General features: G+C 40.3%; 11 protein-coding genes. 5 read left to right on the top strand and 6 right to left on the bottom strand.

Annotated features, from left to right (window positions below):
• Positions 1 to 14: 14 nt before the first annotated feature.
• Together ACT53H_RS09340 and gacA are read right to left on the bottom strand one after the other, a co-directional pair.
• Positions 15 to 1,583, bottom strand: coding sequence for a sensor histidine kinase (locus tag ACT53H_RS09340; RefSeq protein WP_476009140.1), 1,569 nt, complete (start codon positions 1,581 to 1,583; stop codon positions 15 to 17).
• A gap of 10 nt (positions 1,584 to 1,593) precedes the next feature.
• The gene (gene gacA, locus ACT53H_RS09345) at positions 1,594 to 2,229 is read right to left on the bottom strand and encodes a response regulator transcription factor GacA (RefSeq protein ID WP_003654436.1); all 636 of its coding nucleotides are present in this window, start codon (positions 2,227 to 2,229) and stop codon (positions 1,594 to 1,596) included.
• 212 nt (positions 2,230 to 2,441) lie between these two features.
• On the opposite strand from gacA, the gene pbpG reads away from it, so the two are divergent.
• Complete coding sequence (gene pbpG / locus ACT53H_RS09350) at positions 2,442 to 3,488, top strand: D-alanyl-D-alanine endopeptidase PBP7/8 (protein ID WP_476009141.1); 1,047 nt, start codon at positions 2,442 to 2,444, stop codon at positions 3,486 to 3,488.
• A 106-nt stretch (positions 3,489 to 3,594) separates the two neighbouring features.
• On the opposite strand, the gene thrC is transcribed toward pbpG, so the two are convergent.
• From thrC to xerD, 4 genes are all read right to left on the bottom strand, one after another.
• Complete coding sequence (thrC, locus tag ACT53H_RS09355; protein ID WP_004795157.1) at positions 3,595 to 4,734, bottom strand: threonine synthase; 1,140 nt, start codon at positions 4,732 to 4,734, stop codon at positions 3,595 to 3,597.
• Between the two features lie 54 nt (positions 4,735 to 4,788).
• Entirely contained in the window at positions 4,789 to 6,090 is a 1,302-nt protein-coding gene (locus tag ACT53H_RS09360) for a homoserine dehydrogenase (protein WP_005301642.1), read from the bottom strand.
• A gap of 243 nt (positions 6,091 to 6,333) precedes the next feature.
• Positions 6,334 to 7,146 (bottom strand): DsbC family protein, encoded by an 813-nt coding sequence (locus ACT53H_RS09365; protein WP_004795153.1) that lies wholly within the window; start codon positions 7,144 to 7,146, stop codon positions 6,334 to 6,336.
• 146 nt (positions 7,147 to 7,292) lie between these two features.
• Positions 7,293 to 8,213, bottom strand: coding sequence for a site-specific tyrosine recombinase XerD (gene xerD, locus ACT53H_RS09370; protein ID WP_151964605.1), 921 nt, complete (start codon positions 8,211 to 8,213; stop codon positions 7,293 to 7,295).
• Between the two features lie 143 nt (positions 8,214 to 8,356).
• Between xerD and ACT53H_RS09375 the strand changes: the two genes are divergently transcribed.
• The 4 genes from ACT53H_RS09375 (at position 8,357) to murD (ending at position 12,249) form a co-directional block, all read left to right on the top strand.
• Positions 8,357 to 8,620, top strand: coding sequence for a FeoA family protein (locus tag ACT53H_RS09375; protein ID WP_013199126.1), 264 nt, complete (start codon positions 8,357 to 8,359; stop codon positions 8,618 to 8,620).
• On the top strand, positions 8,617 to 10,470 hold the full coding sequence (gene feoB / locus ACT53H_RS09380; protein ID WP_151964606.1) for a ferrous iron transporter B: 1,854 nt from the start codon (positions 8,617 to 8,619) through the stop codon (positions 10,468 to 10,470). Before ACT53H_RS09375 ends, feoB begins: the two co-directional genes overlap by 4 nt.
• 20 nt (positions 10,471 to 10,490) lie before the next feature.
• Positions 10,491 to 10,742, top strand: coding sequence for a DUF6587 family protein (locus ACT53H_RS09385; RefSeq protein WP_151964607.1), 252 nt, complete (start codon positions 10,491 to 10,493; stop codon positions 10,740 to 10,742).
• A gap of 160 nt (positions 10,743 to 10,902) precedes the next feature.
• Positions 10,903 to 12,249: a UDP-N-acetylmuramoyl-L-alanine--D-glutamate ligase gene (murD, locus tag ACT53H_RS09390; protein ID WP_476009142.1), complete on the top strand. Its 1,347-nt coding sequence runs from the start codon at positions 10,903 to 10,905 to the stop codon at positions 12,247 to 12,249.
• Positions 12,250 to 12,260 lie beyond the last annotated feature (11 nt).

The following is a 12,260-nucleotide window of genomic DNA, read 5'->3' on the forward strand; positions in this document are numbered from 1 at the left end:
ACCTAATAAAAAAATCAATATATTATTGGGCATTCCATTCGGAAGCATGCCCCTTGTTTTTGCTCTACATAAGTGAGCTTTGCATGGTTTGCCTCACAAAAACTATGAGACAAATATAATCCTAAACCAGTTCCATTAATTTCGGTACTAAAAAATGGTTTAAATAATTGAGATATATCACGTTTTGAAACCCCTTCGCCGTAATCGATCACATCAATATAAATTTTATTTGTTTGTGAGTGAATGTTGATCAGAACATAGGGTGAATCGGGTGCATTATGTCGCAAAGCATTTCTGACAAGATTAATGAGTACCTGCCTAAGTTGTTTTTCGTCAAATAATAATTTTAAGGATGAATCAGAAATTTTAAGCTGTATAGCGTGTTTAACATCTAATAGATCTTCGTCTAATAACGTCTTTATGAAGTTGTTTAATTCAATCTGGATTGGGTAAGTTCTTTCGCTGCTGGCCAGTCCTAATGTGTCTTGAACAATACTATCGATGCGTTTTGTTTGTTTGCCAATCATACGACGTAAAGTATTTTGCTGTTCTGAATCACTATCTTTAAGTAGCTCATTTGCTTGCACAATTGCTGCAAGAGGATTGCGGATTTCATGTGCAATACTTGCTGAGAGTTGCCCTAAAGCGGCAAGTTTGAGTTGTTGAGCTTGCTGATTAATTTGCTGTGCATCTTGTAAGATGAGTAGCGTCAATGCTTGTTGCGGCACCACAAGATGTTGCACTTTAATGTTAATAGAATATGCCGATAGCCGAGACTCAAAAATAAAACGATCACCTTCTTGTAGGTTATCAAACTTAAGAATTTCAAATAAATCGGGGTGCCATTTCGCTAAAGGGTATTTTTCACTAGCAAATTGAGGAGGAATCCCTAACAGAGAGCAGGCAGCTGGATTACTTAAAACAATGTCGTAGTTTTCATCTAGAACCAAATAGCCTTCTTCAATTTGTTCCAAAATATAGCGGTTAATATTTTGCAGTTGATAGAGTTCTATAGATTGGTGGAAAGTCAGTGCTTCAAGTAGTTTAAAGCGCTGTACCGCAATTTGCCCGATGCCGTGCACCACAAAAAATAAGAAGGCTAATAAAGCACTATTACCAATCGTGTTGAGATTATTGTAGTCAAACAAACTACCGACAAAACGTTGGTAAATAACGGCAATGACAGCAAGTAATGTAATGAGTAAAGACATTCTTGCGCTGAGTAAAATTGCCGAGGTAAATATAGCAATAACATACAGTAAGCTGAGTTGTAAATTTGGTTCGCCTACAGAAAATGTAAGTAAACTCAGACAGATAACATCAACTACAAAAAATAAAATAAGCTGCTTAGTTGCCTGAGTTGAAACAAACTTAAAACACAAAAGCTGAAGAAGGCTTAATATGGAATAGCCGAGCAGGGTATAAGAATATAAAGCGGGTTGTTGTAGACTATTGTCGATTTGAGCATCGGTTAAAACCAAAATAATATTGAGGCTAACCGCAATAATAAGACGATATAAACCATACCACGTGCCCAAACGAAAAATCGTATGGGACAACGATGAGTTTAAGGGAAATTGCATATAAGTTTAATTATGGCTTGATCAAACCATAACGGATTGCAAGATGAGTGAGTTTAACGTCGCTATCGATAGCTAGTTTTTCAAAAATACGGTAGCGGTAAGTATTAACCGTTTTTACACTTACAAAAAGTTTGTCTGCAATTTCCTGAGCGCTAATACAATTTACAACCATCATTGCAACTTGCATTTCTCGTTCGGATAAAGCGTCAAAAGGCGATTGCTGCGTGTCAGATAGATAGGAACTCGCCAACTGCTCAGCAATATCGGCACTGAAATATTTGCCGCCTTGCATGACTTTGTTGATTGCCCGAACCATTTCTGTAATTGGAGCACCTTTAGTGATATAGCCTTTAGCTCCTGCTTTAAGCAGAAGAGAAGGGTACGGTTCTTCTGATAAACCACTTACAGCAATAACTTTTGTGTCTGGTGCGGTTTGTAGTAAACGACGTGTCGTTTCTACGCCCCCGATGCCTGGCATGTTGACATCAAGCAACACAACTTGAGGATGTTTCTGACGAACAATAGCAATTGCTTCTTCACCCGATTCGGCTTGTCCAATGACCTCTACATCGGCATGATCTTCTAACATACGGCAAATGCCTGTACGTACAAGTTCATGGTCATCCACAACTAAAACTGTAATCAAGAAGACCTCCTTTCTTTCAAAAAACAAGTTTTTTGTTACATAAAGCAAAATTAGCTTGCAATGGAATGACAAAATTAGCAATCCTATTCTTATATAGTGAGCGAATAGTTGTGCACAATTGTGTCGGTAAAAGCGTTATACCTTATACCTCAAATGTAAGGCATAATTATAGTAAGCGCAAATGTGTATCACCCTGAGTCGAGTATTGTGCCGTGAAAAATTCTAAAAAGTCTTTAATACATGTGCTAAGCATGTCTATTTTGCTTAGTTTGAGTTCAACAAGCTTTGCAGAACTCGTCAATAACCCGTCCTCAGGGAGTACTGGGACTGCAAATTTAAATTGGTCTTCAGCTGACGTTAGTCAACTGTTGAATGATGAAGATGATGAGCCGACTATTCAAGGATCAACATCTGTAACTACAACTTTACGTGGTAGTAATGCACCTAAAGTTATAGCATCTGCTCCTAAGCTTGCTCCAATTCGTGATACGAGTGGTTACAATGCTCAGCCGAGCGTAAGTGCTCGAGCTGCGTTAGTGATGGATGCGCAAACGGGTGAAGTGCTGTTTAGTAAAAATACCAATGCTTCTGTGCCAATTGCGTCTATTACCAAGTTAATGACAGCAGTGGTAACAGCAGATGCTCGTTTAAACATGTCAGAAGAAATTATGCTTGAGCAAATCGATTTTGCTGGGGCAAACGGTAAAAATTCAAGTTCAACACTTCGTGTTGGCGATAAAATGAACCGTGCAGAAGTATTGTTGTTTGCTTTGATGAAGTCTGAAAATCCCGCAGCGGCAGCTTTAGCGCGTACTTATCCGGGCGGACGTTCTGCATTCGTAGCGGCAATGAACGCTAAAGCACGTGCTTTAGGTATGAATGCAACGCATTATTATGAGTCAACTGGTTTAGATCCACGCAATGTATCTTCTGCGCGTGACTTAGGAATTTTAGCGAGTACAGCTTCTCAATATGGTTTGATTCGTCAATTCTCAACTACACCGACCTATGACTTTAACTTGGGTTATCGTGTGTTGAAATCTAACAATACCAACGCTTTAGTGCGTAATGGTGGTTGGAATATTAACTTGTCTAAAACAGGTTATATCAATGAAGCAGGTCGCTGTGTTGTCATGCATACGACTGTAAACTCGCGTCCAGCAGTGATTGTATTACTTGGCGAGCCAAGTACGCAGGCACGTAATAACGATGCAACTAACCTATTGGGTTGGTTAAGTAATTTACCAAAACGTATTTAATTTAAATATTCTAAAAACGCTTCTTTCAAGAAGCGTTTTTTTATGGCTATAAAAAAGACATAAAAAAACGGCTGTATTGAACAGCCGTTTTTTGAAAACTCAGATTTTACATATTAGATAAAATCGAATCTTTTACTTGGCTCATTGTCGCATCAATTGACAACATCACTGCATCAGCACATTGTTTGATTGCAGTATCAGGATCTTTCAAGCCATTACCAGTTACTGTACATACAATGACAGAACCTTCAGCAATCTTACCTGCTTTAATGTCACGAATCGCACCGCCGATAGAAGCAGCAGATGCTGGCTCAACAAATACACCTTCATACATAGAAAGTAAGCGTTGAGCTTCTAAAATTTCGCTGTCTTGAAGTTCATCGAACCAGCCTTTAGAGTCACGTACTACAGCTTTTGCATGGTTCCAGCTTTGTGGATTACCAATACGAATTGCAGTTGCAACTGTTTCAGGGCTTTCAACTGGAGCACCACGTAAGAATGGAGCTGCGCCAGAAGCTTGGTAACCAACCATTGTTGGTAAACCTTCAGGTTTTGGGCCAGTGAATTGATCAGTAGCTGCATCATAAATCACTTGTTCAAACTGATCTGCAGGTTGGTTAGCTACAGCTTCGGTATAACCCATCCAGTGAGCTGTGATGTTACCTGCGTTACCAACAGGTAAGCAGTGGTAATCAGGTGCGCGGCCTAAAGCTTCAACGATTTCATAAGCAATGGTTTTTTGACCTTGTAAACGGTAAGGGTTGATTGAGTTTACAATCGTTACAGGCGCTTGATCAGCAACTTCTTTTACAAGACGCATACCATCATCGAAGTTACCACGAATTTGCATAGTGATTGCACCATACATCATCGCTTGCGCCATTTTACCCATTGCAATTTTGCCTTCTGGAATCAAAACAAATGCTTTGATACCTGCACGTGCAGCATAAGCAGCAGCAGCAGCAGAAGTGTTACCAGTAGATGCACAGATAATCGCTTTAGAGCCTTCTTCAACCGCTTTGGTTACAGCCATGGTCATACCACGGTCTTTAAATGAACCAGTTGGGTTTAAACCCTCATATTTCACATAAATTTCAACATCTTTGCCAATAATACGTGGAATATTCTCAAGTTTAATGAGTGGGGTGTTGCCTTCACCCAAAGAGATAGCACGAGTAGTTGCCGAAACTGGCAAACGGTCACGATAACGATCTACAAGACCAGTATAACGATTGGCATTAGACATGATGGTGTTCCAATTAGAGGTGAAGCGGGAGAGGGAATCTTTCCCTCAACCTGATTAACTATCGAGCGATTCTAAACGAATTCTTACGATTTCGCCACGAATAGCAGGTAATGCTTGGATTTGTGCAAGAGCCTCATCCATTTTAGATTCAACGATTGGATCGGTCAGAATCACGATTGGAATAAGGTCTTTTAAACGGGATTGTTGCATGATGGCATCAATACTAATTCCAGCGCGGCTTAAGATGGTAGTAACATCTGCAAGTACGCCAGTTTGATCTTCTGCATTTAAGCGGATGTAATAACCGGTAGTCATTTCTTCACGGCTTAAAATTGGCACATTTGTTAATGCTTCAAAAGCCAACTGAGGAATTGTTCCTGCACCGTCTTCGGTATAAGAGATGTCACGAACAATATCAATTACATCGGCAACAACAGCAGAAGCTGTTGGACCAGCACCAGCACCAGCACCGTAATAAAGTGTAGGGCCTACAGCATGCGCTTGAACTAAAACAGCATTTTTAACGCCGTTTACATTCGCAATAAGCTGTTCATCTGGAATGAGCGTTGGGTGAACACGTAGTTCAATACCCTTTTCAGCGCGACGTGCAATTCCTAGGTGTTTAATGCGGAAACCAAGTTCTTCTGCATATTTCACATCTTGTGCAGTGATTTTACTGATACCTTCGGTATAGACCTTATCAAACTGAAGAGGAATACCAAACGCACAAGACGCTAAAATTGTAAGCTTGTGCGCAGCATCAATACCTTCAACGTCAAAAGTTGGATCTGCTTCTGCATAACCAAGTTCTTGAGCTTCTTTTAATACATCATCAAATGCACGACCTTTTTCACGCATTTCAGTCAGAATAAAGTTGCCTGTACCATTAATGATGCCTGCCAACCATTCAATATGGTTTGCAGCAAGACCTTCACGGATCACTTTAATAATTGGAATACCGCCAGCAACTGCTGCTTCATAAGCAATTTGTACAGCATTATCTTCAGCTGCTTTAAATAGTTCATTGCCATGTTCAGCGAGCAAAGCTTTATTTGCAGTCACGACTTGTTTGCCGTGTTTGATTGCTTCCATGATAACTTCGTAAGCAGGATGAATACCACCCATTACTTCTACAACCACATCAACGTCTGGTTGACGAACGATATCAAGTAAATCTGCGCTTTGTTTAATCCCTTCCAATTCTAGATCTGGACGAGGACGACGTGTTCCAACGTGGGTAATTTGAATTTCTCGACCGGTGCGACGTTTAATTTCAGCGGCATTTTCTTGTAGTAGTTTAAGGGCTCCTCCACCTACGGTTCCTAGACCGAGTATTGCCAGGCGAACTGGTTTCACGTCACACTCCATTCATCATTTAATCATTTAGTTGAAGCTAGATCATAGCTAAAAAAAACGCCAGACTCTAGCGCTTTTAGTACCTGTTCAATGAATTAGAGTGCGATGTTTGGAAAAGAAGAGTAGATCAGTCTTTAAACACAGATAGTTAAAGCATTATTTGTTGAAAAAACAAAGCGCTGCAATGAGAGCAGCGCTTTTTGTAAGAGATGGATGATTAATCATTCATCAACTTTAAGTGGATTATTTATTCAGACGTTTAATTAATTCATCAGGTGTTAGATATCCACCTAAGTACTCGCCATCAACACTATAAATAGCAGGTGTACCATTTACACCCATGTTTAAGCCAAGTTGATATTGTTCACGAACAGGGTTTTTACATTGAGCAGGCGGAATATTGACACCTTGTACTGCTTGGCTAAAGGCAGCTTTACGATCTGCACTACACCATACAGCTTCCATGGTCGGCATAAATTGCTCACCACGTGGCCAAGCGATATAGCGTACTTCAATACCCTTTTCATTAATTTCAGGAATGTGTTCATGTAGTTTATGGCAATAAGGACAACTTGCATCGGTAAACACATAAATCACGTGTTTAGCCTTACCTTTTGCAGGGTAGACAATGAGATCTTCATTTTTTAAAGCAGCAAGATGCTTTTTATTTTCCGAAGCTTGAAGATTATCTCCAATATTATGAAGCTCTTTGCCTCCTAATCGGATTACATCACCCTGAATTAAATATTTTCCATCACTGGTTGTATAAATTGATGTCATCCCTTCGAGATTTACCCAATACAAATTAGGAACTTCTGTCGGCTTGATATCTAAAATTTTGGCGTTGATATTTGCATTCTTAAATTGTTTCTGCAAAGTTTCGATCAAACGTTGCTTATCATTACGTTCGATAATGGTTGAAGCTTCCCCAGTAGCAGGTGCAGTCGCTGTGAGCGCATCTTCTTTTTGTGGTTTGTTTTCTTTAGAACAAGCACTGAACAAAAGGCTAGATGCCAGAGCGCAGGCAAGAAAAATTTGAGAGCGGGTAAAAGACATAGATAACCCTTATTTCATCAGTATTTATAGTCAGAAGCTGCTAAGCATAACAAAAAATCTAATGTGTATTGTTAAAACTTTCTTAACCTTTGTGAACGAAATCAAACGATTGATATGAAATGCTTGCTTGGGGCTTTAAAGCTTTATCATCCTCTAGGGTGATGTTTTTCATGTAATTGTTGCATTCGCACTTGTGCAACATGCGTATAGATTTGTGTAGTAGATAAATCGCTATGACCCAGTAACATTTGTACTACGCGTAAATCAGCGCCGTGATTAAGTAAGTGTGTCGCAAAGGCGTGACGTAAGGTGTGAGGTGAAAGTTCAGCTTGAATATTGGCTTGAAGCGCGTAGCGTTTAATAGCATACCAAAAGTTCTGACGGCTCATAATTCCGCCATGTTGAGTCAAAAAAAGATAGTCAGTCGAGCTTTTGTAGAGCTGAGGCCGAGCATTACTCAAATAGCGTTCTACCCATTCACAGGCGAATTGTCCTAACGGAACTAAACGTTCTTTATTGCCTTTACCTGTAACACGTAAATAGCCTTGTTTTAAATTAATAAGCTCTAATCGCAAGTTAAGTAGTTCTGAAACACGTAAACCGCAGGCGTAAAGTACTTCAAACATTGCCCGATCACGTAAGCCAAGTGCCGTATTGATATCAGGTGCTTGAATCAGTGCTTCAACATCCTCTTCAGATAGATCTTTAGGTAAGGCTCGTCCAATTTTTGGAGAATGGTGGGTTGCTACAGGATTATCACTTCGTAATTTCTGTTCACGTAAAAATTTGTAAAACTGGCGTAGAGCAGATAAGCAGCGGGCAATCGAGCGGGGGCTTTTCCCAACTTTGGTCAACTCAATCAAAACATCAGCAATATCATCACTTGTCCACTGTGGAAGAGCTGTTTTTTTATGAAGTTCACTGCATTGAATAAGGTCTGATAAATAAGCATTTCGTGTATGAGGACTTACTGTCTGTGCAACTAAATAGTCGCGAAAACCTTGTAAAAAGCTTAAATGTTCAGGAATTTGAACTGGGCTTGGAATACGCGGTTTTTTATTCAACATACACTAGATCCTCTAAACCTCTGTACTGTAAAAGAAACTTTAAGGTTTGTCGATTAAACTGAATAAGAAGTGAAATTTAACCTTATTTGGTAATTATTCTCATTTATATGTATACTAGAAAAAAAGGTTTAGGATCGGATGCGGTGCGTTTATCAGCTTTAAAAGTGAAGCAAGCGGCGACCATCACCAAAGTGAATCGGATAGAAGTAGAGTCCGAGCAGCAAGATTTGGTCGCAATTCGTTTGGAAAGTCTGGGCTTTGTACCAGGCACACGAGTGGAAGTGATTACCAAAGGTATTTTTGGTGGTGATCCGATCTTGATCCAAATTGGCTTTACTCGTTTCGCTTTACGTAAAGCAGAAGCGGAAAAAATTGAAATTCTAGTAGAAGAAGGAGTACCCGCATGAGTGATGCGTTACGTATTGCCCTTGTGGGAAACCCTAACTGCGGTAAAACCTCTCTTTTCAACCATTTAACTGGAACTCGACAAAAAGTTGCAAACTATGCGGGCGTAACTGTTGAGCGTAAAGTAGGTCATTTTCAGTTACCGTCAGGTCGAGCAGTACGTGTACTCGATTTACCGGGTACCTATAGTCTAAATGCAACCAGTCCTGATGAAGTTATTACTCGTGACGTTTGTTTGGGTAAGATTGCAGAAGAAGGGCAGCAAGATGCATTTTTGTGTGTGGTTGATGCCACTAACTTAAAATTGCATTTAGGACTAGTGCTCGAAATGATCGAGCTTGGCCGTCCGATTTTAATTGTATTGAATATGATGGATGAAGCGCGACGTCGCGGCATTCAAATCAATACTCAAAAGTTGTCTCAACGTTTGGGCGTACCCGTTGTTGAAACAGTTGCTGTCCGTAATGCGGGTATTGAAAATCTATTACATGCTCTTGATCAAGAAAAATACAGTGTGCCACAGACAGAACTGAGTGGTTTAACTGGAACTCATCATCAAAAAATCGATATGATTTTTAAAGATGTTGTTCAATATGTCGATCAGGGAGATAAGCGTACTGATTTTCTAGATCGAATTTTCTTACACCCAGTTCTAGGCCTGCTTAGCCTTGCACTCATGATGTTTATTGTGTTTCAGGCAGTTTTTGCTTGGGCAGCTCCGTTCATGGATGGCATTGAAGGCTTCTTTGGCTGGTTAGGTGAAGTCGTGGGAACTGTGATTACACAGCCTCTAATGCATAGTTTGGTTGTTGACGGAATTATTGCAGGTGCAGGTAGCGTAGTTGTGTTCTTGCCACAAATTCTTATCTTGTTCTTCTTCATTTTAGTATTGGAAGAATCTGGCTATTTACCGCGTGCAGCATTTTTGCTTGATAAATTAATGTTTCAAGCTGGTTTAAGCGGCCGTGCCTTCATTCCTTTACTTTCAAGCTTTGCTTGTGCAGTACCGGGAATCATGGCAACGCGTAGTATTAGTGACCCTCGTGATCGCTTTACAACCATTATGGTTGCGCCGTTAATGACGTGTTCGGCACGTTTACCTGTATATGCCTTGCTGATTGCTGCATTTATTCCAGAGAAAATGGTCTGGGGGCTTTTCAACTTACAAGGTCTGGTGTTATTTGGTCTGTATATGGCTGGTATTGTGAGCGCTCTTTGTGTTTCATTTTTAATGAAATTTTTGCAAAAAGATAAGTCACAGCATGCTTTATTGCTAGAGCTGCCAAGTTATCGTTTCCCTGATTTAAAAAGTGTGGGAATCGGTTTGCTCGACCGTGCAAAAATCTTCTTGAAACGCGTCGGCGGAATCATTTTTGCGCTCTCTATTTTGCTCTGGTTTTTGTGTACTTTCCCACAACCACCAGAAGGGGCGACATTACCTGCTATAGATTATAGTTTTGCCGGTATGCTCGGACACCTTATTCAACCTTTATTTGCTCCAATTGGATTTAACTGGCAAATCTGTATTGCTTTAATTCCAGCAATGGCAGCGCGTGAAGTTGTGGTTGCAGCATTAGGTACGGTTTATGCCTTGTCTGCAACGAGTGACGATGCTGTAGCTCAAGGTTTGTCACATCTGATTAGTGCAGATGGTACTGGTTGGTCTTTGGCAACAGGCTTATCGCTTTTAGTGTGGTTTATTTATGCCCCACATTGTTTGGCTACGTTGGCAACAGTACGACGTGAAACAGGTTCATGGAAACATGTTGCTGCCATGACTGCATATCTGTTCGGTTTGGCTTATTTGGCATCGTTTGTTACCTATCAAATTGCTTCCCACTATTGGGGTTAAAGCAAGAAAGGAGGTTGTATATGATTCAATATCTGATTATTGCGGTTTTAGTGAGTTGGAGTGCAGTTGTTGTTTTTAAGAAAGTATTTCCAAAAACAGCAAATTCAGTCTTTTCTTCACTCTCTGTATTTTGTGAAAAGCAGGGTTGGACAACCTTGGCAAAATGGCTTAAACCAAAAATGACCTTTGGTTGTGCTGGTGGTTGTGGTTGTTCAAGCGAAGATAAACCTACCAATACAGTTCAAGAAATCAAGCCGATTAAATGGCAATAAATTTAGTATTTCCTGTTTCGTTTAAAAAGCCATCATATTGATGGCTTTTTTACGCACTGACACAAAAAAAGATGAATAAAGTTCAAACTGAAAAAGCATTCAAAACAGCAAAGTGCTAACATTTTTGCCATTCTGTCGATTGATAAATTGTGGGGCAAAAATGTTAATACAACGTGGTGGATTAAAAGTTGTCGCAGGCTTAGGAATATCAGGCGTTTCTGCTGTTAATTTCCTGTATGAACAAGGCTACCAAGTTGCAGTAACGGACTCTCGTCCAACCCCTCCTGGTTATGACCAGATTCCAGCCGGCGTTAAAACCAGTTTTGGTCAACTTGACCAGGAATTATTATTACAAGCAGAAGAAATTATTTTAAGCCCAGGCCTAGCACCACAATTACCAGAAATTCAGGCAGCTATTGCTCAAGGGATTTCAGTGGTAGGCGACATTCAACTATTACGCCGTGCGACCGAAGTGCCTATTGTGGCTATTACAGGTTCTAATGCCAAAAGTACAGTAACGACTCTAATTGGTTTAATGGCTAAAGATGCGGGTAAAAAAGTTGCTGTGGGTGGAAACCTAGGACGCCCAGCCCTAGATTTACTAAAAGATCAACCAGAGTTGCTTGTACTTGAGCTATCAAGTTTTCAGTTGGAAACCACCTCACATTTAAATGCTGAGGTTGCTGTGGTCCTTAACATGAGTGAAGATCACCTAGATCGTCATGGCGATATGTGGGGTTATCACCAAGCAAAACACCGTATTTTCCAAGGCGTTAAAAAAGTAATATTTAACCGTGATGATGCTTTAAGTCGCCCTCTTGTTCCAGATACAACACCAATGCAGAGCTTTGGTCTAAATGCACCAGACTTAAACCAGTATGGTGTTTTAAGAGATGGTGATGGCACGCTTTGGCTTGCACGTGGTTTGCAGCGTTTAATTAAAAGCTCAGATTTGTATATTCAAGGCATGCACAACGTAGCCAATGCTTTAGCTTGTTTGGCATTAGGTGAAGCAATTGGTTTGCCTATGGAATCTATGCTTGAAACGTTAAAACAATTTAAAGGATTAGAGCACCGCTGTGAATATGTGAGAACGGTACATGATGTGCGTTACTACAATGACTCTAAAGGAACCAACGTTGGTGCTACACTTGCAGCAATTGACGGTTTAGGTGCTGCAATTGAGGTTAAAAAAGGTAAGGTTGCCTTGATTTTAGGTGGGCAGGGTAAAGGTCAGGATTTTGCTCCATTACGTTCTTCTATCGAAAAATATGCCAAAGTTGTGGTATTGATTGGTGAGGATGCACCTGTCATCGAGCAGGCTATTCAAGGCGCAACCAAAATTTTGCATTCAGCAACGCTTAAAGAAGCTGTAGAGCTGTGTCAACGTGAAACACAAGCTGAAGATGTGGTGTTGTTATCACCAGCCTGTGCAAGTTTTGATATGTTTAAAAGTTATAATGACCGTGGTCAGCAGTTTGTTGCCTGCGTCAATTCGTTGGTTTAAAGAAAACATGA

The sequence above is a fragment of the Acinetobacter sp. DMC2 genome (assembly GCF_056314305.1).